This window comes from Sediminibacterium soli (assembly GCF_009939225.1).
GTDB lineage: Bacteria > Bacteroidota > Bacteroidia > Chitinophagales > Chitinophagaceae > Sediminibacterium > Sediminibacterium soli.
In genome coordinates, this window is sequence record NZ_JAACJR010000010.1 from 112098 (window position 1) to 138679 (window position 26582).

The window sequence follows — 26582 nt, forward strand, 5'->3', positions numbered from 1 at the left end:
CAATCAACAATGAAAACGATACACATATTTTGCGCGGTTGCAGGATTGTCGGTGTTGGGAGCCTGTCAGAAAGTGCTTGACAAAACCGATCTCTCCAAACTGGAACCTACCATGGTATTTTCCGATTCAACCCTGGTACGTCTCAACCTGGATAATATCTATGATAACAATCTTCCTTTGTGGGGCGGACAGAACACCAGCAGTTCGCTCAGCGGTGTGCAGTCGCAGCTGTCGGAAGAAGGGCAGTCGTCCGGTAACAAGATCATGGAAGGCACACTGAGCTACGGCACGGATGAGCCGAAAGATTTTGGTACCACGCTCAACTCGAACAATACCCAACCCAATACCAACTGGGGTAAAATAAGACAGCTGAACAGTTTTATCAGTTCTATGGAAAAAAGCCCCCTGTCGGCCGCCTTCCGCACAAGGGCGATCGCAGAAGCAAGATTTTTCCGGGCCTTCCGTTACTGGGACATTGTGCGGATCTATGGCGGCGTACCCATAGTGCTGAAAGCGCTTGAAGGCGTAGGAACGGCCGCACGCGACTCTGCGCTGCTGCCCAGAAATAAAACTTCCGAATGTTTTGCACAGATAGCTGCCGATCTTGATTTTGCCATCGCCAACCTTCCCGCCAAATGGAGCAACAGCGATTGGGGTAAGATCACAAAAGGCGCCGCCGCGGCTTTCAAAGGCAGGGTATTGTTGTACTGGGCCAGTCCCATGTTTAACCCCAACGACCTGGCAGCACGCTGGCAGGCCGCTTACGACGCCAACCTGCAGGCCAAAAGCCTGCTCGACGCAGGCGGATATGGTCTGAATGCCTCGTATAAAACCATGTGGTTTACAGAACTGAATAACCCCGAGGCAGTAATGGTAACCAGTTACAATACCTCCACCGCAGACCAGACCAAGAAAAACAATAGCTGGGACAAATCCTGCCGCCCTTCGTACATGAACGGCAGCGGTTCCAACCTGCCCACCTGGGAACTGGTGCGCTCATACCCGATGAAAGACGGAAAAATGCCGGGCGATGCCACGGGCTCGTTCCAGTACTACGATTCACTGTTTTACAAGAACAGGGATCCCCGTTTCGACGCCACCATCGCCTATAATGGCTGCTCATGGGCTTTGGACGGTGATGTGAACAACAAACTGTGGACGTACTACGAAACCTCCACCAAATCCACCGAATCTTCCGCTACCAATACCGGTTTTTATTGCCGCAAAGCGGTGTCTGAAGGAACCTTTACATTCGGCGATCCGCAGTACAGCGGTACAGACTGGATGGAGATCCGTTATGCCGAAGTGCTGCTCAACCTTGCGGAAAGTGCGGTGGGCATCGGCAAAACATCGGCTACCGATGAGGGCTACAGCGGTTTGATAGCCGTAAGAAAAAGAGCCGGTATTACAAGCGGCACCGGTAGTCTCTACGGACTTGCAGCTGGTATGAACCGCGCCCAGCTGTTTGATGCGATACTGCTCGAAAGAAAGATCGAATTCGCTTTCGAAGGCAAACGTTTCTGGGACCTGTACCGGTGGAAAAGAATGTCGGACCTGAACGGATGGTACCGCAACAGACTGCGTATCGTACTCAAAACAGGCGGTACCGTACCAACGGCCACTGCGCTGAAAGATGCATCCGGCAGCAGCTACCGCAACACACAGAACCTGGATAACATGATGGCCAACTATTTTACAACGATCCGGAATAATAACCACGACAACACCAATTCCACTACCAAGCTGGATACCAACCCCATCAATTTCCTGTCGACCTATTATTTCTTCCCGATACCGTTGCTTGCCATCACCAATAATCCTAAACTTGTTCAGAACAATAACTGGAGCGGTGGTTTTGATCCGTTACAGTAAAGCAAACCGTATATCGTAAAACAGAAGTAATCATGCAGGCAAAGAGAATTTTACTGGTGGCAGTGATGGGCGTATGCGCCACGCTGGAAGCGGCAGCGCAATACCCGGAGATACCGGCTGCTGTGCAGAAATCGGCTGACTCGCTGTTGAAGGCGGCCCGGAAACACTCCGATTCCGCCTGGAATCTGGCATACCCCATCATTCGTGAAGAAGCCAGAAAAGGAAAGCCGTTTGTGCCCTGGGCAACCCGTTTCGACGATCTGCCGCAGGCTTCCATACCGGCGTTCCCGGGTGCTGAAGGCGGTGGCAAATACAGCTTCGGTGGCAGGGGCGGCAAAGTGCTGGTGGTAACCAACCTGAATGACGACGGCCCCGGAAGCTTCCGCTGGGCCTGCGAACAGGGCGGCGCCAGGATCGTGGTGTTCAATATAGCCGGCATCATCCGCATCAAAACACCCGTGATCATCCGGGCGCCTTATATCACCATTGCGGGACAAACCGCTCCGGGCGACGGTGTGTGCCTGGCTGGCGAAAGCGTATGGGTGGATACCCATGATGTGATCGTGCGCTATATGCGCTTCCGCCGCGGCGAAACCTGGGTGGGCAGAAGAGACGATGCCATCGGCGGCAACCCCGTGGGCAATATCATCATCGATCACGTGTCTGCCACCTGGGGACTGGATGAGAACATGAGCATGTACCGGCATATGTACAACGACAGTACCGGTTCGCAGGAGCTAAAACTCGGAACGGTGAACATCACCATCCAGAATTCCATTTTCGGTGAAGCGCTTGATACCTGGAACCATGCATTCGGCAGCACGCTGGGAGGCGAGAACTGTACGTTTATGCGTAATCTATGGGCCAACAACGCGGGCCGCAATCCCTCTGTTGGCTGGAACGGCGTATTCAATTTCGTGAACAATGTGGTGTTCAACTGGGTGCACCGTTCGATCGACGGCGGTGATTACAGGGCGCAGTTCAATATCATCAACAATTATTTCAAACCCGGTCCCGCCACACCAAAGAACACGGTAGGACACCGCATACTCAAACCCGAGAGCGGCAGGAGTAAGCTCAAACACCATGAATACGGACGCGCCTATGTGAACGGTAATATCATGGAGGGCTATCCCGAGATCACCCGCGATAACTGGAACGGCGGCGTACAGGTGGAAGAACTCCCCAATACCGGCGAATACACGGCCGAAATAAAATGGAACAAACCCCTGCCCATGCCGGCCCTTACCATTACCGATGCCGAAACGGCAAGACAGTATGTGCTGGCCAATGCAGGCGCTACACTACCCAAAAGAGATGCAGTAGACAGCCGGATAGTGGAGCAGGTAAGAACAGGTAAGATCGTTTTTGATCCCGGTGTTCCGCTGCCGACCGCGCAGTTCAAACACCGCCGTTTGCCGATCGATTCGTATAAAACCGGTATCATCACCGATCCGGTGCAGGTAGGCGGCTATCCCGTGTATGCCGGTACACCGTATAAAGACAGCGATAACGACGGTATGCCCGATGCCTGGGAACTGAAGCATAAACTGAATCCCAACGACCCGGCAGACGCCGCCAGGATCACCGCCAGCGGCTACAGCAATATTGAATTGTATCTTGACAGTGTGGTTGACATCAAAAATGTAAGACCGGTTGGTACGGCCAGGAAATAACAACTATACCAACTGTTGTACTTTTAATGATCATTAAAACCGGCACCCCTTGCTGTGGTAACGAAACGTTTATACAGGATTATCGTTGGTTGTATATGGTTGCTCTTTTCTCAACAGCCTTTATCTGCGCAAAAGCAGGTAAGGGCTGTTCTTCCTTTGTCTTATGAAAAAGGCCGTCTTGTGTATGCGCCCGACTCGGCCGGCAACCGTATTCCCGATTTCTCCTATTGCGGTTATAAGGCGTCGGAAGAAGCGATACCGGTTGTGCCGATAAAAATTTCCGTGACCGCCAGAAAAGGCGATGCCACCGCCCGCATACAAAGCGCAATTGATTTTGTAAGCGCCTTGCCCATGGATGCAAACGGTTTTCGCGGCGCCGTTTTGCTGCTGCCGGGTACGCACGAAGTATATGGCCAGCTCAGGATCAGCGTCTCCGGCGTGGTACTGCGGGGCGGCGGGGTTGGTACAAAAGGCACTGTTCTTCTCGGTGCGGGAACAGACCGCGCCACACTGCTGCGCATAGCAGGGTATGCGGATAAAAAAACAGCAACCGAAAACAGGATAAGCAGCGCTTATGTACCGGTTGGCGCTATGTCGTTTCAGTTGGATAATGCCGCTGCTTACCGCTCCGGTGACCGCATCACCATCCGCCGGCCGTCTACCGCAAACTGGATCAGGGCACTCGGCTGCGATCATTTCGGCGGCGGCATCACCGCACTCGGCTGGAAGCCAGGCGAGCTCGATCTCCATTTCGACAGAACCGTTACAGCCGTAAACGGCCGCACGCTTACGATAGATGCACCCCTTACAACCGCACTGGATACCACCTATGGCGGAGGATATGTTGCCGGCTACCAATGGAACGGCCGCATGTTCAATAGCGGCGTTGAGAACCTGCAGATGGTATCGGCCTTTGCCGCCGGCAATCCCAAAGACGAAGCCCATCGCTGGATGGCCATTACCATAGAGAACGCTGCCGATATATGGGTTCGACAAATGCAGTTCCGGCATTTTGCGGGATCCGCCGTAATGATACTGGAAACGGCAAAACGGGTTACGGTAGAAGACTGCCTGTCCCTGCAACCTGTTTCCGAACTGGGCGGCGAAAGAAGAAACAGTTTTTACACCGCCGGCCAGCAAACACTGTTTCAGCGCTGTGCGGCTTTTGATGGCATGCACGATTTTGCCACGGGTTACTGCACACCCGGCCCCAACGCATTCGTACAGTGCGAGTCCAACCTGCCGCACCATTTCAGCGGCGCCATCGACAGCTGGTCCTCGGGTATTTTATTCGATATCGTGAATGTGGACGGCGAAGCATTGCGTTTTGGTAACAGGGGGCAGGATGGTCAGGGCGCGGGCTGGTCGGCAGCCAACAGCGTATTCTGGAACTGCAGCGCGGCACGCATAGACTGCTACAGACCGCCTACGGCCCAGAACTGGTCGTTCGGAAGCTGGAGCCAGTTTGCCGGCGACGGCTACTGGGGCGAATCCAATAATTCCATCAACCCCCGCAGTCTTTTTTACGCGCAGCTTGCAGAACGGCTTTCTGTCAATACCGACCAGCGCGCGCAACTGATAAAACTGGAGACCGAGGCCAGCAGCAGTCCTTCCGCCGAGCAGGCCGCAGCACTTACCCGGCAGGCATACCAGCCAAGAATATTGTTACAGAACTGGATAGCGGATGCTGCGCAACGGCAGCCTTTGCCGGTTGATGCAGCAGGCATCCCTTCTGTAGATGCACTCCCTGTGCAACCTTCAGCACCGCCCGCGGCAGCGCCCGCGCTGCAGCTGCAGAACGGATGGCTGGTGCGTGGCAACCTGGTGCAGACCGGCAGGCGGGCGGATATACCCTGGTGGACCGGCGGCATACACGGGAAAGACCTCGAGAATGCAAAACCGGCCATCACCCGTTTTGTACCGGGGCGTACGGGCAGGGGATTTACAGACGACCTGCAGGAAGTGACCGACAATATGCTGCGCACAAACACCGTCGGCATAGAACAACATTATGGCCTCTGGTATGAGCGCAGACGCGATGACCACGAACGCATCCGTAGAATGGACGGCGATGTATGGGCCCCTTTTTATGAACTGCCTTTTGCGCGGTCGGGAAAAGAAACGGCCTGGGATGGACTGAGCAAATACGATCTCACCAAATACAATACCTGGTACTGGAGCCGTATGAAACAGTTTGCCGATATCGCAGACCGGAAAGGGCTGCTGCTCCTGCACCAGCAGTATTTTCAGCACAACATCATCGAAGCAGGCGCGCACTATGCGGATTTTCCATGGCGCACGGCAAACAACATCAACCGGGTGGGTTTTCCGGAACCGGTGAATTATGCAGGTGATAAGCGCATCTTTATGGCGGAGCAGTTTTACGATACCACGGTTGCGGTACGAAACAAACTTCACCGGCAATATATCTGGCAATGCCTCAACAATTTCAAAGACAATAACGGCGTCATACAACTGATAGGGGAAGAGTTTACCGGTCCGCTGCATTTTGTACAGTTCTGGGTGGATGCCGTACGCGGCTGGGAGCAGGCCAACCGCAAAAAACAGTGGATAGCGCTCAGCACCACAAAAGACGTACAGGATGCGATCCTTGCAGACCGGCAACGGGCCGCAGTCATCGATATCATCGATATCCGTTACTGGCATTACCAGTCCGACGGAACACCCTATGCGCCTGCCGGCGGGCAAAACCTGGCGCCACGCCAGCATGCACGGCTGCTGAAACCCAAACGCAGTTCGTTTGAACAGGTATACCGGGCGGTAAAGGAATACAGAACACAATATCCCGCCAAGGCGGTTATGTATTCTGCGGAAGGCAGCGAGCAGTTTGGCTGGGCCGTACTGATGGCAGGAGGTTCCCTGCCGGTATTGCCTGCATCGGTTGATAAAGAACTGCTGCGCGCGGCAGCGGGTATGCAGCCCGCGCAAAACATCGGTGCCTGTGTACTCGCCAACGGGCAGGCATTGCTGGCATATACCGGTGGCGACAGACAACTGCAGCTTGATCTGCGGGGTTACCAGGGTCAGCTGCAGGGCAAATACATCAGTCTTGCCACCGGCAGACCGCTGCAGGAAGGCTTTGTGGTTACCGGAGGCACAACCGTTACGCTTGCCATTCCGCAGGAGGCAGGCATGGTATGGCTGACAAAATAATTCAGTGTCAAACAGCGGAACAGCGCCGCACATAAAAAGAGAATACCGCATGAAAATATTGGCTACGATCCTGTTGTTCGCCTGCAGCGTATCTGCACAAAGACCGGCCGCGCTGCCGCTGTTGCGCGTATCGGCGGACAAACATTTTTTTGAGACCGGTAAAGGAGCACCTTTTTTCTGGCTGGGCGATACCGGCTGGCTGCTGTTTACCAAATGCAGCCGCGAGGAGGCCGTGCAATACCTGGAGACACGCAGGCAACAGGGGTTTAATGTCATACAGGTAATGGTATTGCACCAGCTGCGCGCAAAAAATGCATACGGCGATTCGGCGCTTGTCAACGGCGATATCGCAGCACCGCGTGCGGTGCCCGGAAGCGATTTTACAAAGAAAGCGCAGTACGACTACTGGGATCATATCGCCTATATCATTGATGAAGCCGCTGCAAGGGGCATCTACCTGGCACTGGTGCCGGTATGGGGCGGCAATATAAAAGAAGGACATGTAACCACACAGCAGGCAGAAACCTATGCCAGGTTTTTGGCAACGCGGTTCGGGAATAAGAACAACATTATCTGGCTTAACGGCGGCGATATCAAAGGAACGGATGGCTACGATGTATGGAATACCATCGGCAGCACCATCCGGAAATACGATGCCAGGCACCTGATCGGTTTTCATCCCCGCGGGCGGTATTCTTCTTCCGAATGGTTTCAGCAGCAGCCCTGGCTTGATTTCAACATGGCCCAGAGCGGGCACCGCACCTATGCGCAGGATACAAGCAGCCAGGAAAAAAATCATTTCGGCGAAGACAACTGGCGGTATATCCGCCGGGACTATGCACTGCAACCCACGCGGCCTGTGCTGGACGGCGAGCCGTCTTATGAAAATATTCCGCATGGACTGCATGACAGCCTGCAGCCGCGGTGGACAGCTGCCGACCTGCGCAGGTATGCTTACTGGAGTGTGCTCTCCGGAGGTGCAGGGTTTACCTATGGCGAGAACGCCGTAATGCAGTTTCACCGAAAGGGCGATACAGATGGCAACTACGGCGTTACCACCACCTGGAAGGAATCCGTTGCCGCACCCGGCGCGTGGCAGATGCAATACCTGAAGAAACTCCTGCTTGGCAGATCCTATTTCGATCGCAAACCGGCGCAGGAACTGCTGGTCGATAACTCCGAAAACAGGTACCGGTACCTTGTTGCCGCAAAAGGAAACAGCTATGCACTGGTGTACACCTATACCGGGCGCAGCTTCAGACTGAACATGCAGCAACTGGGTTTTACAGCCCGCAAAGCGGCATGGTACCGGCCGGCCGGCGGCAGCATGACCGCTATCCCTGTCTTTGCAAAAAAAGGGATAACCGAATTTGATCCGCCGGGCAAAGAAGCCGATGGTAACGACTGGGTACTTGTTCTCGAAAAATAACATCGATTGAAAAAGACACGCTTACTGCTATACTCCGTTATCTTACTGGCCGGCTGTTCGGGCAGGGCCTTTCTGTTCACTTCCTTTCATGAACCGGCCACCGATGGACTGCGTATGCTGTACAGCTACGACGGTTACCGCTGGCGTGATTTCGATACGGTATTCCTGCGCCCGCATACCGGCGGCCGGCAGGTGCTGCGCGATCCCTCTATGGTGCAGGGACCCGACGGTGTTTTTCACCTGGTATGGACCAGCAGCTGGCGCGGCGACAAAGGCTTCGGATATGCATCTTCAAAAGACCTGCTGCACTGGAGCGAACAACGCCTTATACCTGTAATGCAGCACGAGCCAACTACCGTAAATGTATGGGCGCCCGAATTGTTTTACGACGACGAAGCCGGCCGGTACATCATCGTATGGGCAAGCTGTATTCCCGGGCGTTTTGCAAAAGGTATGGAGGCAGACAGCAATAACCACCGCCTGTATGCTGCCACCACCAGGGACTTTACCACTTTCACCGATACGCGTCTGTTTCTCGATCCGGGCTTCAGCGTGATCGATGCGGTGATCGTAAAAAGAAAACGGAACGATTATGTGCTGGTGCTGAAAGACAATACCCGCCAGGAACGCAACATCAAAGTGGCATTCGGCGATTCGCCGCTGGGTCCCTGGAACCGGGTGTCGAAACCGTTTACGGATACGTTCACCGAAGGGCCTTCGGTGGTGAAACTGCGCAACGAATGGCTGATCTATTATGATGCATACCGCAAAAAAACCTACGAAGCCGTGGCAACCGGGGATTTCAACCGGTTCAATGCAGTGAATGATAAAATATCCGTTCCCGAAGGACATAAACACGGAACCATCGTGCCGGTGAAGCGAAAAACGATCCGGAATCTGCTGAAAGCCATACAACAGTGACATGAAATATTTAGTACCGCTAATAACAGGTGTATGCTGTGTATCCAGTGCAATTGTATTGGCGCAGGATACCGTTCACTATACCGGAAAACAGCTGGTGAATATAGACTACCATCATGGCCGGCTGTCGCCCGCCATCGGTGTGCACAATATCCAGACATTCCGCGCCAACCGCGGGGATACGGGTGTGGCTTCCTGGACCTACAACCACGCGCCGATGCTGGCCTGCTGGAACAAACAGTTTTACCTCGAATACCTGAGCAACCCCGTGGGCGAGCATGTGCCGCCGGGCCGCACCCTGCTGCAACGCTCCACAGACGGCTATCACTGGACGCAGCCCGAAGTGATCTTTCCGCCTTACAAGGTGCCGGATGGGTTTGTAAAAAAAGGAAGGACCGATACGGCCAAGAATGCATACGCCGTGATGCACCAGCGCATCGGTTTTTACACATCTGCCGGTAACCGGTTATTTGCGCTGGGTTTTTACGGCGTGGTGCTCGGCGCCAAAGATGATCCCAACGACGGCAACGGCATCGGCAGGGTGATCAGGGAGATCAAAAAAGACGGTGCATTCGGACCGATCTATTTCCTGCGCTACAACCATGCTTTCAGCGAAAAAAATACCGACTATCCTTTTTACCGTTCATCGCCCGACAGGGATTTTGTACAGGCCTGCGAAACGCTGCTGCACACGCCACTGCTGATGCTGCAAACCGTGGAGGAAGCAGACAAAGACGACCCGCTGGTTCCGTTACAGAAAGATCACAAAGCCTTCAACTACTACCATCTTGCCGATGGCAGGGTGGTGGGTCTCTGGAAATATGCATTGACCAGCATCAGCAAAGACCAGGGCAAAACCTGGCAGTACCCGCCGCTGCGCGCGCCGGGCTTTGTCAATGCCAATGCCAAGATATGGGGGCAGCGCACCAGCGATGGCAGGTATGCAACCGTATACAACCCTTCCGAATTCCGCTGGCCGTTGGCGGTCAGTGTTAGTCCGAACGGGCTCGGCTACCAGAACCTATTATTGGTTAACGGCGAGATCAGTTCCATGCGGTACGGCGGCGCGTATAAAAGTTACGGACCGCAATACGTTCGCGGCATACAGGAAATGGATGGCAAGCCTGCCGACGGGAACCTATGGGTTAGCTACAGCATGAATAAGGAAGATATCTGGATAAGTAAGATACCGGTACCGGTCAAAGAAAAAGCCAGCGGAGAGGCCAACGATGTATTCGACAGGATGACCGGGGGAAATGAGCTCGCGGAATGGAATATCTTCAGTCCGCTCTGGTGCCGCACATCGATAGAGCAATACCAGGGCAAAAAAGTGCTGGCCCTCCGCGACAGCGATCCCTTCGATTATGCCAAAGCGGAAAGGGTGTTCCCCGCCGCAGGCAAACGAACACTCGAGGTAACGCTTACACCCGTGCAGGACAGCCATGGCCGGTTGGAAATAGAATGGCAGGATGCAAACGGAACGCCCTGTCTGCGCCTGATGCTCGATTCCGCCGGTAACCTGCTGACAAAACAGGGCTACCGCAACAAGAGCCTGGGTAAATACCGGGCAGGTGAAACGCTGGTGATACGTATTGAACTGAACACCGCCTCGAGAATGTATACGGTTACTGTCAACAATGGCAAACCATCGCTCAACCTCTGTTTTGCGCCGGTAACCAGCGTGGAAAGACTGGTATTCAGAACGGGCGGGGTGCGCCATTTTCCCGACGCGGAAACGCCCACCGACCAGGACTACGACCTGCCCGGTGCAGACCGCCGCGAAAAAGAAGCACTGTATTATATTCATGCAGTAAAAACCATCGGGCAATAACAGGATGAAAGCTATAATCCGGATATTTCTTTTGCTTTGTGCCGCATTGCCGCGGGTGCATGCGCAGGGCAGGAGCATGGTGCTGCGGGCAGAGCAGTTCAGGCATTATGCGGACTATTTTAACGGGATGGAAGACGAGAATATCGTGCAGGCCATTCCCAATGCAAAGGCCTGGAACTGGATGAAAGAAAACATACCCCTCTTCGAATGCCCGCAACAGAATTTTGAAGAGATCTATTATTACCGCTGGTGGACATTGCGCAAACATATCCGGAAAACCGAACAGGGCTTTGCTTTCACCGAGTTCCTGGTGCCACGCAGTTATGCGGATAAATACAACCTGATCTCCAGCGCGCTGGGCCACCATATATACGAATCAAGATGGCTGCACAACAGCAGGTATATGAACGAGAACCTGCATATCTGGTACCGGGGCAACCAAGGCAAACCGTTGAAAAGACTCCGCTTCTACAGCAGCTGGAACATGGATGCGGTGTATAACCGCTACCTTGTAAACCGCGACAGCAAATTCCTGCTCGGTATGCTGCCCGATATGGAACAGGATTATACCGCATGGGAACAGGAAAAAAAATTACCGGGCGGTCTGTTCTGGCAATACGATGTGCGCGATGCCATGGAAGAAACCATCAGCGGCGGACGGAAAGAGAAAAATGCACGGCCTTCCATCAACAGCTACATGTATGGAAACGCGCGTGCAATGGCGGCGATGGAAAAAATTGCGGGACGGTCGCAGCAGGCGCAGGCATATACCGTAAAGGCAGATACCATCCGGCGTCTGCTGCAGGATAAATTATGGAACACCGGCCAGCAGTTTTTCGAAACACGTAAAGCGGATGGCGATACGCTTGCCAGCGTAAAAGAAGAGATCGGGTTTATTCCCTGGTATTTTAATATGCCCGACAGCAATTACAGCATCGCCTGGAAAAGCCTGGCTGATACCGTTACCTTTCGCGCACCTTATGGCATAACCACCGCCGACAGGAAACACCCCGCTTTTCGTACGCATGGCTGCTGCAAATGCGAATGGGATGGCGCGGTATGGCCTTTCGCAACCTCGCAAACCCTTACTGGCATGGCCAACCTGCTTAACAACTACCGCCAGCAACACGTAACCGACACCGATTATTTTTCCATGCTCGAAACACTTGTCGAATCACAATACCATCGCGGCAGACCCTATGTGGGCGAATACCTCGACGAAACCACCGGCTACTGGCTGAAAGGCGATGAAGAACGCAGCCGGTACTACAACCATTCCACTTTTAATGACCTGGTCATTACCGGTCTGGTGGGACTGCGGCCAAGAGAAGATAATATCCTCGAACTCAACCCGCTGCTGCCTGCCGGTAAATGGAACTGGTTCTGCCTCGACAATGTGCTGTACCATGGAAAGATCATCACCATTATCTGGGACGCAACCGGGCTGAAATACAAAAAAGGCAAAGGCCTTACGGTATGGGCTGATGGAAGGAAGATCGCCGCTGCACCCAAGCTTACCAAACTGACCGGCAGATTATGAAGGGCAACTCTGACATATCCCGTTTTCAGCAACTGTTTTACCGGGCAACCCTTGCCTGCGCTATGCTGTTACTGATGGAATATGCCGGCGCACAGGTTACCGAAAAAATATACCTGTCGGGCACCGGCAGCGATGATGCGGTGCCATGGGATTTTTATTGTACCGGAGGAAAACAGGCCGGCAAATGGACCACCATACCCGTACCGTCCTGCTGGGAACTGCAGGGCTTTGGTAAATACGATTACGGATTTGCCAAAGACAGTGTTCGCGGCAGGGAGCAGGGTATCTACAAACACCGTTTCCGGGCGCCTGCCGCCTGGAAAGGAAAAAAGATCAGCCTCGTGTTCGAAGGCGTGATGACCGACGCGCTCGTAACCCTGAACGGCCGCCCGGCGGGTGCTTTGCACCAGGGTGCTTTTTATGCATTCAAATACGATATCAGTGATGCGCTGCAATACGGCGGCGATAATATACTCGAAGTGACCGTTAGCAAACATTCGGCCAACGAATCTGTGAACGCGGCCGAGCGCAAAGGCGATTTCTGGATTTTCGGTGGAATATTTCGCCCGGTATGGCTGGAACTGTTGCCGCAGCAATCCATTGAACAGGTTAGCATACATGCGCGGTCGAATGGTCTGTTCCAGGCAAAACTCGATATGAATGGCGTGGCCGACAGCGTGTCGGTTTCTTTGTATTCGCAAAAAGGCGCTGCATGGGGCAGGGCGTTTGGCGTTGCCGTAAAAAACAACCGTGCAACGCTGGCAGTAAAAACAGTTTCGCCTTTGTTGTGGAGCCCTGAGTTCCCTAACCTGTACACCGCCTCCTTCACCCTGTTTGCAAAAGGAAAACCGGTGCACCGGGTTTCCAGACGATTCGGTTTCAGATCGGTGGAGGTAAAACCGCGCGATGGCTTGTACGTAAACGGCGTGAAAGTAAAAATGAAAGGTGTGAACCGCCATTCCTTCCGTCCGGAAACAGGCCGCACCATGAGCCACAGGAACAGCATCGAAGACGTGCAGCTGATGAAAGACATGAACATGAATGCCGTACGCATGAGTCATTATCCACCCGACGATCATTTCCTGGATGTATGCGATTCGCTCGGCTTATTCGTGATGGATGAACTCGCGGGCTGGCATGGACATTACGACACACGAACGGGCACACAGTTGCTGCGCGAAATGATCCTGCACGATGTAAACCATCCCAGCATCATCATATGGTCTAACGGAAACGAAGGCGGACATAACCTGGAACTGGATTCGCTTTTTGCCGGTTACGATATACAGCAGCGGCCCGTGGTACATCCCTGGCAGCTGTTCGGCGGTTTCGACACGCAGCATTACCGCGAATACAATTACGGTATCGGCAATTACGAGAACGGTCATGAGATCACCATGCCAACAGAATTTTTGCATGGCCAGTTCGATGGCGGTCATGGCGCCGGTCTCGAAGATTACTGGGAAAAAATGTGGAACGACCCGCTGAGTGCCGGCGGTTTTTTGTGGGACTTTGCCGACAATGCGGTGCTGCGAAAAGACCTGCACGATTCACTGGATACCGATAAATCACGGGCCGCCGACGGCATACTGGGGCCGCATCACGAAAAAGAAGGCAGCTACTATGCCATTAAAGAGATCTGGAACCCAGTGCACCTGCTTCGCAGAGAGATCACCCCGGCATTCGATGGCAGTTTCGAGACAGAGAACCGCTATCATTACACCAACCTGAATCGTTGCCGTTTCAGCTGGCGGCTGAAAGATTTCAGCGCCGCCGGCAAACCCGATAAAACAGGAACGGCCGCAGCGCCTGATGTGCAGCCTTTGGCAAAAGGAAAATTGCATATACCGCTGCCCGCAGACTGGCAACACTACGATGCCTTGTATGTTACGGTGAAAGATGCTTACGAGAACGAACTGTTCACCTATAGCTATCCTGTCAGCAGTCCCGCCGCCATCGCTGCGCGGTTGACCGCTGCGGTGGAAAAAGACCGCATCCTTGTGCAGGAAGGCGACAGCCTGCTGACCGTACAGGTAAAAGACATATCGCTTATACTGAATAAAAAGAACGGGTTGCTGGTATCGGTGCGGAATAAAAAGGGAAAACTTCCCTTCCGCAACGGGCCCGTATTGCAGGATGGCGAAAACAATTTCAGTCGCTTCCGGCATTATATGAAAGGCGAGAACCTGGTATTTGAGTCTGTCTTCGACCAGAAACAGGCTTACAATACGCTGGCCTGGACGGTATATCCTTCGGGCTGGATCAATCTGACACTGCGCTATTTTCCCGGGGCTTATTTTACGGATTTTGCGGGCGTTAATTTCTCATTACCCGAAAGCGATATCCGCGCTGTTCAGTACCTGGGCAATGGCCCTTACCGCGTATGGAAGAACCGGATGAAAGGCGGCAGCTTTGGATGGTGGAATAAAAACCACAACACTTCGGAAACAGGAGAATGGCCCTGGGTTTATCCCGAATTCAAAGGCTATCATTCCCGGTTCTACTACGGTCATTTCCTTACGGCAAACAACCGTTTTACCGTAGCCACCGCAACGGAAGATATGTTTCTGCGGTTGTTTACGCCCGCATGGAAAACGGACCAGTGGCATAATTACGAACCGCTTTTCCCTTCGGGCGATATTTCATTCATGCAGGGCATCAGCTCTATCGGTTCCAAAACGCAGCGCAATGAAACAACGGGTCCCATGGGGGTGAAAAATATTTTTTACGATTACGGCAAAGATCCCTCGCGCGCACTGGAGATCAGCCTGTACTTTAACTTTTCAGCCAAGCAATGAAACGCCGACTTCTGATAACATCGTGTCTGACACTGCTGCTTGCCGGTTATGGCAGAACACAGGTAACCGTTCAGCAGCTCCGCTGCGAGCAACTGGTGAATCCCCTTGGGATCGATGAAAAAGAACCGCGGCTCAGCTGGCAGCTGGCTTCCCCGCAAAGAGGCCTGCTGCAGCAATCTTTTCAGGTGCTTGTTGCCTCCAGCTTAGAAAAACTCAACCGCGGCGAAGGCGATCTCTGGAATTCGGGCAGGATCGATAACGCCGCTTCCATCCATATCGTATACCGCGGAAAACCCCTGCAAAGCAAACAGTCTTGCTACTGGAAAGTACGTGTCTATACAAACAAAGGCGTAACGGGTTGGAGCGCTGCAGCACACTGGTCTATGGGCCTGCTGTTAGCCGCGGACTGGAAAGCCAAATGGATCGGTTACGATAAAACATCCGCATGGGACAGTCTCTCGCAGTGGTCGCGCCTCTCCGCCCGTTATCTCCGAAGGGAGTTCCGCGCAGAACAGGGCATTCGCAAAGCCACCGTTTACATCAGCGGCATGGGTTTGTATGAATTGTACATCAATGGTAAAAAGATCGGCGACCAGGTACTGGCGCCAGCGCCCACCGATTTCAGAAAAGCGGTGCTATACAATACCTATGATGTAACCCGGCAGTTAAGAACGGGCGCCAACGCTGTTGCCGCAGTGCTTGGCAACGGCCGGTTCTTTACCATGCGGCAGCAGTACAAAACACAGAAGCATAACACATTCGGCTACCCCAAGCTGTTGCTGCAGCTGGAGATGGAATACAACGACGGCAGCCGCAAAACCATCCTCAGCGATGAAAGCTGGAAACTGACGGCAGACGGCCCAATCCGCACCAACAATGAATACGACGGCGAAGCATACGATGCCACCCGGGAACTTACGGGATGGAGCAGCGCCGGGTTCAATGATTCCCACTGGCTGAGACCCGAACTGGTTGCCGCGCCGGAGGGAAGACTGGCGGCGCAAATGCAGGAGCCGGTGAAGATCATCCGTCGCCTCAGACCGGTATCCATCAAACAACGCAACGGGAAATACCTGCTGGATATGGGACAGAATTTCTCGGGCTGGCTGCAATTAAAAGTAAGCGGCAAAAAAGGCACCCGCATCCGCCTGCGTTTTGCAGAAAGCCTGCAATCCGGCGGCGAATTGTATGTAGCCAACCTGCGCGATGCCAGGGCCACCGATGTATACACACTCAGCGGCAACGGCACCGAACGCTGGCACCCGGTATTCGTATACCATGGATTCCGGTATGCGGAGATAGAAGGCTGGCCGGGAAAAGCAACGGCGGACGATTTTGAAGGACAGCTGGTTTCGGATGCACTGGCCGATAACGGCAGTTTTGTTTCGTCTGATGAAACCATCAATGCCATTTACCGCAATGCATGGTGGGGCATCGCATCCAACTACAAAGGCATGCCGGTTGACTGCCCGCAGCGCAACGAACGGCAGCCCTGGCTGGGCGACAGGGCACAGGGCGCCTACGGCGAGAGCTTCCTGTTTGGCAATGCCAGTCTCTACGCCAAATGGCTGAACGATATCGAACAGTCGCAAACAGCCGACGGCGCTATTCCCGATGTGGCGCCTGCTTTCTGGAATTATTACAGCGATAATGTTACCTGGCCGGGCACTTACCTGATGGTGGCCGATATGCTGTACCGGCAGTTCGGTGACCAGCGCGCCGTTACCACACATTATGCATCCATGAAAAAATGGATGCGGTATATGCAGGACAGGTATATGAAAGCGTTTATTGTAACCAAAGACAAATACGGCGACTGGTGCGTGCCGCCGGAAAGCCTGGAGCTGATCAGGTCAAAAGACAGCCTGCGCAATACCAGCGGCGAATTGATAGCAACCGCCACCTATTACAGGTTGCTCTCGCTGATGATCCGGTTTGCGGCGTTGAGCAACCGGCAGGAGGATATCCGTTCCTATGAAACCCTGCAGGCAGGAATAAAAGATGCTTTTCAGCGGAAATTTTACCGGCCCGCAAAAAAATATTACGATAACAACACCGTCACCGCCAACCTGCTGCCGCTGTATTTTGGTATCACGCCCGACAGTCTCAAAGAAGCGGTGTTCAACAATATATACAGCAAAATCAGGATCGGCGATAGAATGCATATCAGCACCGGTGTGATAGGCACCCAGTGGCTGATGCGCGGACTCACCGATTATAACCGGTCCGATATCGCGTACACACTGGCTTCCACCAGAACGTATCCCGGATGGGGATATATGGTTGACCAGGGCGCAACAACGATCTGGGAATTGTGGAACGGCAACACCGCCAGTCCGCAGATGAATTCGCAGAACCATGTGATGCTGCTCGGCGACCTGCTGATCTGGCTGTACGAGCGCGTGGCGGGCATCCGTTCGGATGATACGGCCACTGCTTTCCGCAGGATCATTATGAAACCGGAACGGATAGACGGTCTGCAGTTTGTACGCGCATCGCACCGGTCGCCCTACGGTCTCATCACAAGTGCATGGAAAAGAACCGCCGGCAGGTTTGAATGGCAGGTAAGCATTCCCGCCAATACATCGGCAACCATCCATATACCCGCCACATCGCTGGAAGAAATCACCGAAAACGGCCAACCGGTTACCGCGGTGCCGGGTATCCGTTTCCTGCAGCGCGACGGCGGTAACATGGTATTTGCCATCGGTTCGGGAACCTATTCTTTTGTATCTGCGTTACCGTTCAGGAGCGGCATTGTGGAAGACCGCTTTATCTTCAAAGAAGCGCCGTTTCCGGAAAGTCATGCAGCCACGATTGCGTCAACGCCCACCGGCCTGGTGGCAGGCTGGTTCGGCGGCACCAAGGAAGGGAACAGGGATGTTTGCATCTGGACAAGCCGGCTGCAGGCGGGCAGCTGGACAAAACCGCAGCTTGCCGCCGATGGCATCATGAACGATTCGCTGCGGTATCCCTGCTATAACCCCGTGCTTTTTTACGCACCCGATAAAGAATTGCTGCTGTTCTATAAGATCGGACCCAATGTGGCGGGCTGGACAGGATGGATGAAACGTTCCAAAGACAACGGTCTTACCTGGAGCGACCGCGAACCGCTGCCCCCGGGTTTTCTCGGGCCTGTCAAGAACAAACCTTTGTATATAAACGGTCAACTGGTATGTCCTTCCAGCACCGAACAGAACGGCTGGAAAGTGCATATGGAAATGACGCCCGATTTTGGAAAGACATGGACAAAAACCGCCGACCTGAACGACGGTAAACAGGTAAGCGCCATCCAGCCCAGCCTGCTTACCTATGCGGATGGCAGCTGGCAGGTACTTTGCAGGAGCAGGAACCGCACCATAAACCAGGCATGGAGCCGTAACGGCGGCAAAACATGGGAACCCATGACGGCCACCGAGCTGCCGAACAACAACTCGGGCACCGACGCCGTTACGCTGATGGATGGCAGGCAGCTGCTGGTATACAATCATGTAAAGCCACCGTCTGCGGCCGCCAACGGCAAAGGCGCACGCACCCCGCTGAATGTGGCGATATCGAAAGACGGTATTCACTGGGATGCCGTGCTTACACTCGAAGAATCGCCGGTGAACCAGTACTCGTATCCATCCGTTATCCAAACGGCCGACGGCATGGTGCACATCGTATATACCTGGCGCAGGGAAAGGATCAAATATGTCAGCATTGACCCTTCAAAACTGAAAGGAAAAGCAATTGTCAGCGGGGCATGGCCGGGCTGGCAGTATGCAACCGGAAAACCCTCGGACGATTAAAACCGAATACACATGAGACGCTTGAAAGGAGATACCCCAGGTGCCGGTTTACGGCGGATAAAAAAATGCGTAAGGCTTCTGCTGGTGATGTTTGTGGTGCACGGCAGCGCCGGCGCACAGCTGAACAGCGATAACCAGTACGCCAGACCGCTGAAAGAAGTGCTGGCGGAGATACAGCAGAAATATGGTGTTGCCATACGTTATGCAGACAGTATGGTGGTGAATAAATGGGTGAAATATGCCAGCTGGCGTTACCGCACCGATGTGGACCAGACACTGGACAATATCCTGACGCCGCTCGATATGAAAGCCAGGAAGGAACAGGAAAAAAAATACAAGCTCGGCTATTACGAGTACTACCGCTGGAATGTGCAGGAAGGCTGGGCCGAACTTGACCGCATTGCTTCACAGTACAAAACACTGGCGCAATGGGAGCGCCGCAAAAACGAACTGAAACCCTGTTTGCGCAAAGCGCTGCAGCTGACTTACCTGCCCGCCCTGCCGGCCGCAGCGCCCATCCGTACCGAAAAAAGAACCTACGACGGGTATACGGTGGAAAACCTCGCGCTCGAGATACTGCCGGGTGTATGGATCAACGGCTCTTTGTACAAACCCGCCGTGTATACCGGACGCATACCGGTGATACTGAACCCCGACGGACATTGGGAAAAACAGCGTTACCGCGCCGATTGCCAGTACCGCTGCGCCGCACTTGCAAAAATGGGCGCGATGGCATTCAGCTACGACCTGTTTGCCTGGGGTGAATCGCAGCTGCAGTTCAGGCTGGAAGACCATCGCCGCAGCCTGGCCATGACCATACAGGCACTGGGCAGCATCCGCCTGCTGGATTACCTGCTTTCTTTACCCGATGCAGATACAAGTCGCGTAGCAATAACCGGTGGCTCCGGTGCCGGCAGCCATGCCGTGCTGATGACCGCACTGGATGACCGCATCAAGGCGAGCGCACCGGTGGTGTCGCTCTCTTCTTATTTCTATGGAGGATGTCCCTGCGAGAGCGGTATGGACATTCATGCCTGCGGCGGAAGAACAGATAATGTGGAACTTGCTGCCATGGCTGCGCCAAGACCGCAGCTGGTGGTGAGCGATGGGGGAGACTGGACAGACAGGATGCCCGAACACGATTTTCCCTACCTGCAAAAAATGTATGGCTGGTATGGGAAAAAAGACAATATCAGCAATGTGCACCTGCCGCAGGAAAAACACGATTTCGGCATCAGCAAACGCAGCGCCGTATACCGCTTTATGGCAGCGCACCTGCGGCTGAACCTGGGAGCCATCAGCGACAGCCGCGGTACTATCAACGAGACATCGATCACCATAGAACCCGAGAAGAACCTGTATGTATTCGGCGATAAGGGAGAACGACTTCCGGCTCATGCCATCCATGGTTTTGATAAACTTGAGAAACTGTTTGCCGCCGAGGTACGGAAAGCCGCGCCGCCGCAGCGTTACCGGGTGGGATTGATCGACCTGATGCTGCTGAAGCGGCAGAAACCCGGCGCCATCACCCTGGCCGCACAACTGGGAGCCGACGGGATAGAAGTGGATATGGGCGGCCTCGGCAACCGGGTGAGCTTCGATAACCAGTTGCTGACGGATTCGGTGCGTGCAAAATTCCTGCAGCTGGCAAAAGACAATGGCGTGGAGATATTCTCGCTTGCCATGACGGGCTATTATGCACAGTCTTTCTGCAACAGAACCGAATACATCCAGAGCATCAAAGACTGTCTGAGTGCCATGCGGCTGATGCAGGTGAAGACGGCCTTCCTGCCGCTGGGCGTGCAATGCGATCTTGTCAAAAACCCGGAGGTGCGGGACTCTGTTGTAGCCCGACTGAAACTGGCCGGCGGTATGGCCGCCGCCGCAGGTGTGGTGATCGGTATAGAAACCTCGCTCGAAGCAAAGGAGGAAGTAAAACTGCTGCGCGAGATCGGCTCGCCGGCGATCAGGATCTATTTTAATTTTTCCAATCCCCTCAAAGCCGGAAGAGATTTAACAGAGGAGCTGAAAATATTGGGCAAAGACCGTATCTGCATGATACACGCCACCAACAAAGACAGCGTTTGGCTCGAAAACGATCCCCAGCTTGACCTGTACAAAGTAAAACAAACACTCGACGAAATGAGCTGGAGCGGATGGCTGGTGATAGAACGCAGCCGCGATGCAAAACGCCCTACCGATACCAAATACAATTACGGCGCCAATACCGCTTACCTGAAACGGGTTTTCCAGGAATAGGAAAATCCTCCATCTTTTTGAGCAATACGGCCATCTTTGGGCCTTGCCCCGTTGGTATATTTAAGGGCTGGTTTTTATTGACCGGTCATCCCGTGCCAACGCTATGAAACGATTGCTTATCTGCTTTTTCCTGTTGCCGATGCTGTTGCCCGTAACCAGTCGCGCAGCAGATATATACGTAGCGCCCGCAGGCGCCGATCACAACAACGGCACAAAGGAAAAACCATTGGCCACCGTAGCCGCAGCCCTGCGAAAAGCAAGGGAACTGCGCCGCCTGAACACCCTGGCTCCGGGAGAAGATATCCATATCATTCTGAACACCGGCATGTATCCGTTAACCCGGCCATTGACACTGCGCCCCGAAGACGGAGGCAGTGCCCTTACTTTTATCGAAGCCGCGCCCGGCGCGCAACCCGTACTCAGCGGCGGCGTAGCCATCCGGGGATGGAAGAAAGCGATACACACACCTGCCGGTCTGCCCGCAGGTGCCAAAGGGCAGGTATGGGTGGCAGCGACCCCCGAAACAAATGGCAGAACGATCGCGTTCAGGCAACTGTGGGTGAACAATGTAAAAGCCATACGCGCCCGCTCTGTCAACGGCGAAAGAATGGAGCGTATCCTTGGCTGGAATAAAAAAGAACAGACCTGTATCATACCCACACCCGCCTTTTCTTTGCTGCAGCAGACAACAGGCATCGAAATGTTTATTCACCAGTGGTGGGCCATAGCCGTATTGCGTGTACGCAAAATGGAGATGATGGGCGACAGTACGCGGCTTTTCTTTGAGCAGCCCGAAAGCGCACTGCAGAGCGAACATCCCTGGCCCGCTCCCTGGTTGTCGAAAGAAACCGGCAACTCCGCTTTTTTTCTCTCCAATGCCCCGCAGTTCCTCGATGAACCCGGCGAATGGTATGCAGACGAGGCCGGAAAAAAAATATACTACTGGCCGCGCAAAGGCGAGGAAATGACAGATGCCGAGGCCGTGGTTCCCGCGCTGGAAACACTGGTGCAGGTACAGGGCACTATCGACAAACCCGTTTCCAATATTGTTTTCAGAGGTATCTCCTTCCGGCATACCGGCTGGTTGCGGCCGTCTGAAAAAGGACATATACCTCACCAGGCCGGTATGTTCATGACAGATGGCTATGCGCTGAAACCCGCCGGCACACCTGCTAATCCGCGTCTCGATAACCAGGCATGGATAGGAAGACCTGCCGCCGCCGTGGATATCTCCTATGCCGATAAAACCGTTTTTGAGGATTGCCGTTTCGAGCATATGGCAGCCACCGCGCTGGATTATCACAGAGCCGTGCACGGTAACAGGGTATCGGGCTGTCTGTTTAAAGACATAGGCGGTACGGCTGTACTGGCCGGTGTTTTTGCAGAAGAAGGGCGCGAAATTCATACCCTGTACAAGCCTGCCGATGAGAGAGAAGTTTGCGACAGCATGCAGATCACCAATAACCTCATCACCGATGCGGCCAACGAAGACTGGAGCTGTGTGGGCATCGGCGCCGGCCATACCCGCAATACGCTTATTGCACACAACGAAATAGAAAACCTGGCCAACACCGGCATCAGTATGGGATGGGGCTGGAACCCAACACCCGGCGTTATGCAGAACAACCGTATTATCGCCAACAGGATACACCATTATGGCCGGCACAATTACGATTGCGGCGGTATTTACACGCTCAGCGCACAACCCGGTTCGGTGATCGCCGGCAACTATGTAGACAGTATCTGCAGGGCGCCCTACGCCCACCTGCCCTCGCACTGGTTTTACCTGTACACAGACGAAGGCAGTTCGGGTATCACCGTCAGGGATAACTGGACACCCTCGCAGAAATATTTACAGAACGCCAACGGACCCGGTAACGAATGGCGTAATAACGGTCCGCAGGTGGATCCGCGCATCAGGGACAGCGCCGGTCTGCAACCACGCTACGGGCGGCTGCTGGCAGAACGAACGGCGGCACAGGCAAAACTGCCGGTGACCGAAGAGCACAATGAACTGATAGAACTGGTGGCGCCGCCCGGCGCCGGATGGGATGCAACGCAGCTGAAGCAATGGCTGTTTCAAAACCACATGGATACTACCGTATACGGATGGCGCAACCATTATGTGGTCTTCAGTAAAATGGCCGATGCACTGTCGGTGCAGAATAAACTGAAAAAACAATTTGCCGGCGCGGAGGTAAAAGTATACCACGATCTGTTCTATACATTCAGCAGAAAAACAAACTGTGCAGATACGGCCACCGCAAAGGAATGGGATCATGTATTGCTGACGGCAAACCTGGTTGGCAACCAGCGCCTGCAGCAGCAATACCTGGAAGCGCATGCCACGCAGTTCCTGAAATGGCCTGAAGTGGGACAGGGGTTCTGCCGTGCAGGTTTTCAGCAACTGCAGCTGTTCCGGAATGGCAGGCAGCTGATGCTGGTAATCAGTATTCCGAAAGACGCGGATTTTGAAAAACTGAATCCGAAAACCACAGAAAACAATCCGCGGATGCAGGAATGGAACCGGCTGATGCAACAATACCAGGAAGGCATTGCCGGAACGGAGAAAAACGAAACATGGGTGTTCTTACAAAAAATAAAATCATGAATTCATCAGGTGTATTGGTGATCGGTATACTCGGACTGGGCGAGGGGCGCAGTACGATGTCGGCCGCATTGCAGAGCGAAAAGATCAGGCTGAAAACCATCTGCGACAGCAACGAAGAACTCTGCCGGCAACGTTGCCTCGAATTCCGGTTCGACAGCTATACCACCGACTACCAGCACCTGCTCAACGACCCCGAAATAGATGCGATAGCCATTTACACACCTGATCACCTGCACGCCGAACATGTGAAACGGGCATTGCAGCACAACAAACACGTGGTCTGCACCAAGCCTTTCATCGACGATCTTTCGGAAGCGGAAGAATTGTTGCGGATACAGCGTCAATCGGGCTGCCGTGTATTTGTGGGACAGAGTTCCCGTTTCTTCGAGCCGATGAAACGGCAACGCCAGGATTATGAGGCCGGGCTGATCGGGGAACTGATCACCATCGAAGCGTATTACCATGCTGATCACCGCTGGTTTCTGCAAAAGGGCTGGAGCCTGCGGTCTTCTTTCAAATGGTTGTACGGCGGGTTAAGTCACCCGGCAGATTTTATCCGCTGGTATATGCCGGATATTGAAGAAGTGATGGGGTATGGTATGCTCAGCAGCAATGGCAAAAAAGGCGGTCTGCAGAACCACGACACCATGCATTTTATCTTTCGTTCGGCAGAAGGAAGGATAGCCCGCGTCAGCGGTTGCTATACCGGTCCTGTGCAGCCGGTAACGCGCGACAGCGAAATGAGCTGCATACTCCGGGGCACCGAAGGCTGCAGCCAGGGCGATTATATGGACCTGCGCTATGCCATTACCGATAAAACAGGTGAGGAGAGGATCATTACCTGGGAACACAAACTCAAACACTATTTCCGTTTTGAAGGCAAGAGCCACCATGCGGGCGAGTACCAGAATTACCTGGAATATTTTGCGGCATCCATCGAACAGGGATTCTCCGCCTATCCCGATCTCGAAGAAGGCATCGGCACCATTGCCCTGCTACAGGCTATGGACACCAGTCTGCAGACCGGGCAGCCCGTCAGGGTCGGGGATATCTTACACCGGTACGGTCTCGGTCACCTGAATAAAGCAAAACAACCATGAACGGTATCCTCTCGCGGTTGCAAACCATCGATTACCTGATCGTGACGGCGTACCTGCTGGTATTGCTGTTCATAGGATATAAAGCCAGTTTCGGAAAAAAGAAAACCGATGAGACCCTGTTTCTTGCAGGCAAATCGCTTAACTGGCACAGCATCGGTTTTAATATGTGGGGAACCAATGTAGGCCCTTCCATGCTGCTGGCTTTTGCCAGTATCGGTTATAGCACCGGCATCGTAGCGGGCAATTTTGAATGGTATGCATTTGTTTTTTTATTCCTGCTGGCTATCGTATTTGCGCCGCGCTACCTGGCCGCAAAAGTTACCACCATGCCGGAATACATGGGGCAACGCTACGGCGATGATACCCGGAACATACTGGCGTATTATGCACTGATCAAAATACTCATCTCCTGGCTCTCGCTCGGGTTGTTTGCCGGCGGGTTCCTGGTGCGCCAGATATTGGGTATTCCCATGTGGCAGTCGGTGATCGTACTGGTGTTGTTTGCGGGGCTGTTTGCATTTGCGGGCGGACTCAGGGCCATTGCGCGGGTCAATGTATTCCAGATGATTTTACTGATCGCGGTGTCGCTGATGCTATCGGTTATCGGCATTCACAAAGTGGGTGGTATCTCCGCGCTGTTTCACCGGGCTCCTGAAGGTTACTGGAACCTGGTACATACTGCCTCTGATAAAGCGTATCCCTGGCCCGCCCTGCTGCTGGGTTATCCCGTGGCGGCCGTGGCTTTTTTCTGCACCGACCAGGCCATGGTGCAGTCTGTATTGGGTGCGCGTAACCTGGAGCAGGGACAGCTGGGTGTGAATTTCATAGGATGGTTGAAAATATTATCACTTCCGTTATTCATCATACCGGGTATTGTTTGTTATGAACTGTTTCCGCAGCTCAGCGATCCCAACGAAGCCTATATGACGCTGGTGACGAATTTATTTCCTGCGGGTCTGAACGGACTGGTGATCGTGGTGCTGATTGCCGTACTGGTAGGCACTATCGGGTCTTCACTGAATGCACTCAGCACGGTATTCACCACCGATCTGTATGTGAAGAAGATCAACCCGGCCGCCACCAACCGCCAGGTGATCAGGGTAGGCCGCATCACCGTATTGGCCGGCTGCGTGTTTGCCGTGTTCATGGCTGTGGCCATCGACAGCATCAGGGGATTGAACCTCTTCGATGTGTTCCAGGCGGTACTCGGTTTTATTGCGCCGCCACTGTCTGTTGTGTTCCTGCTTGCCGTATTCTGGAAACGCACCAGCCGCCGGGCGGTGAATTTTACCTTGTCCTGGGGCTCGGGCATCAGTTTGCTGATAGGGGTGTTGTACCTGTGGGTGTTCCCCGCAAAAACATACCCCGCCTGGCCGCATTACCTGTTGTTATCGTTTTACATTTTTGCATTGCTCTGCCTGCTGGCCGTATTGATATCGGTCACCGACCCGCAGCCCGTTACCGCCACCGCCGTGGGTACAGCACCGCTGCCGCGGCCTTCCAAAAAAGTACGGCGTGTATGGATAGCACTGGCCATCGTGATGCTGGCATTGTATATTTTCTTTAACGGATTCTAATTG

General features: G+C 53.7%; 13 protein-coding genes. All 13 read left to right on the plus strand.

The genetic code is table 11. From position 1 onward, the window contains the following. The first annotated feature begins 9 nt into the window (after positions 1-9). Positions 10-1872 (plus strand): RagB/SusD family nutrient uptake outer membrane protein, encoded by a 1863-nt coding sequence (locus GWC94_RS16070; protein WP_161836323.1) that lies wholly within the window; start codon positions 10-12, stop codon positions 1870-1872. A gap of 32 nt (positions 1873-1904) precedes the next feature. Next, positions 1905-3548, plus strand: a complete 1644-nt coding sequence (locus GWC94_RS16075; protein ID WP_161836325.1) for a polysaccharide lyase — start codon at positions 1905-1907, stop codon at positions 3546-3548. Between the two features lie 156 nt (positions 3549-3704). Next, positions 3705-6722, plus strand: coding sequence for a DUF6298 domain-containing protein (locus GWC94_RS16080; RefSeq protein WP_235918596.1), 3018 nt, complete (start codon positions 3705-3707; stop codon positions 6720-6722). A 49-nt stretch (positions 6723-6771) separates the two neighbouring features. Beyond that, entirely contained in the window at positions 6772-8151 is a 1380-nt protein-coding gene (locus GWC94_RS16085; RefSeq protein WP_161836327.1) for a glycoside hydrolase family 140 protein, read from the plus strand. Between the two features lie 6 nt (positions 8152-8157). Beyond that, on the plus strand, positions 8158-9072 hold the full coding sequence (locus GWC94_RS16090) for a glycoside hydrolase family 43 protein (RefSeq protein WP_235918597.1): 915 nt from the start codon (positions 8158-8160) through the stop codon (positions 9070-9072). A gap of 1 nt (position 9073) precedes the next feature. Beyond that, positions 9074-10903, plus strand: coding sequence for an exo-alpha-sialidase (locus tag GWC94_RS16095; protein ID WP_161836329.1), 1830 nt, complete (start codon positions 9074-9076; stop codon positions 10901-10903). Between the two features lie 4 nt (positions 10904-10907). Next, complete coding sequence (locus GWC94_RS16100) at positions 10908-12443, plus strand: MGH1-like glycoside hydrolase domain-containing protein (RefSeq protein WP_235918598.1); 1536 nt, start codon at positions 10908-10910, stop codon at positions 12441-12443. After that, complete coding sequence (locus tag GWC94_RS16105) at positions 12440-15241, plus strand: glycoside hydrolase family 2 protein (RefSeq protein WP_235918599.1); 2802 nt, start codon at positions 12440-12442, stop codon at positions 15239-15241. Before GWC94_RS16100 ends, GWC94_RS16105 begins: the two co-directional genes overlap by 4 nt. Beyond that, the gene (locus GWC94_RS16110) at positions 15238-19032 is read left to right on the plus strand and encodes a family 78 glycoside hydrolase catalytic domain (protein ID WP_161836331.1); all 3795 of its coding nucleotides are present in this window, start codon (positions 15238-15240) and stop codon (positions 19030-19032) included. The genes GWC94_RS16105 and GWC94_RS16110 overlap by 4 nt, the downstream gene beginning before the upstream one ends. Positions 19033-19044: 12 nt before the next feature. Beyond that, complete coding sequence (locus GWC94_RS16895; RefSeq protein WP_235918600.1) at positions 19045-21291, plus strand: TIM barrel protein; 2247 nt, start codon at positions 19045-19047, stop codon at positions 21289-21291. Positions 21292-21394: 103 nt separating this feature from the next. Next, complete coding sequence (locus GWC94_RS16125) at positions 21395-23902, plus strand: L-rhamnose mutarotase (RefSeq protein WP_161836333.1); 2508 nt, start codon at positions 21395-21397, stop codon at positions 23900-23902. Beyond that, positions 23899-25002: a Gfo/Idh/MocA family protein gene (locus GWC94_RS16130; RefSeq protein WP_161836335.1), complete on the plus strand. Its 1104-nt coding sequence runs from the start codon at positions 23899-23901 to the stop codon at positions 25000-25002. Before GWC94_RS16125 ends, GWC94_RS16130 begins: the two co-directional genes overlap by 4 nt. Then, positions 24999-26579: a sodium:solute symporter family transporter gene (locus GWC94_RS16135; RefSeq protein WP_161836337.1), complete on the plus strand. Its 1581-nt coding sequence runs from the start codon at positions 24999-25001 to the stop codon at positions 26577-26579. The genes GWC94_RS16130 and GWC94_RS16135 overlap by 4 nt, the downstream gene beginning before the upstream one ends. Positions 26580-26582: the final 3 nt, after the last annotated feature.

What these genes read in the sequence shown, in the direction of transcription:
- GWC94_RS16070 (WP_161836323.1), top strand. Translation starts at nt 10, where the DNA reads ATGAAAACGATACACATATTTTGCGCGGTTGCAGGATTGTCGGTGTTG.
- GWC94_RS16075 (WP_161836325.1), top strand. Translation starts at nt 1,905, where the DNA reads ATGCAGGCAAAGAGAATTTTACTGGTGGCAGTGATGGGCGTATGCGCC.
- GWC94_RS16085 (WP_161836327.1), top strand. Translation starts at nt 6,772, where the DNA reads ATGAAAATATTGGCTACGATCCTGTTGTTCGCCTGCAGCGTATCTGCA.
- GWC94_RS16095 (WP_161836329.1), top strand. Translation starts at nt 9,074, where the DNA reads ATGAAATATTTAGTACCGCTAATAACAGGTGTATGCTGTGTATCCAGT.
- GWC94_RS16100 (WP_235918598.1), top strand. Translation starts at nt 10,908, where the DNA reads ATGAAAGCTATAATCCGGATATTTCTTTTGCTTTGTGCCGCATTGCCG.
- GWC94_RS16105 (WP_235918599.1), top strand. Translation starts at nt 12,440, where the DNA reads ATGAAGGGCAACTCTGACATATCCCGTTTTCAGCAACTGTTTTACCGG.
- GWC94_RS16110 (WP_161836331.1), top strand. Translation starts at nt 15,238, where the DNA reads ATGAAACGCCGACTTCTGATAACATCGTGTCTGACACTGCTGCTTGCC.
- GWC94_RS16895 (WP_235918600.1), top strand. Translation starts at nt 19,045, where the DNA reads ATGAGACGCTTGAAAGGAGATACCCCAGGTGCCGGTTTACGGCGGATA.
- GWC94_RS16125 (WP_161836333.1), top strand. Translation starts at nt 21,395, where the DNA reads ATGAAACGATTGCTTATCTGCTTTTTCCTGTTGCCGATGCTGTTGCCC.
- GWC94_RS16130 (WP_161836335.1), top strand. Translation starts at nt 23,899, where the DNA reads ATGAATTCATCAGGTGTATTGGTGATCGGTATACTCGGACTGGGCGAG.
- GWC94_RS16135 (WP_161836337.1), top strand. Translation starts at nt 24,999, where the DNA reads ATGAACGGTATCCTCTCGCGGTTGCAAACCATCGATTACCTGATCGTG.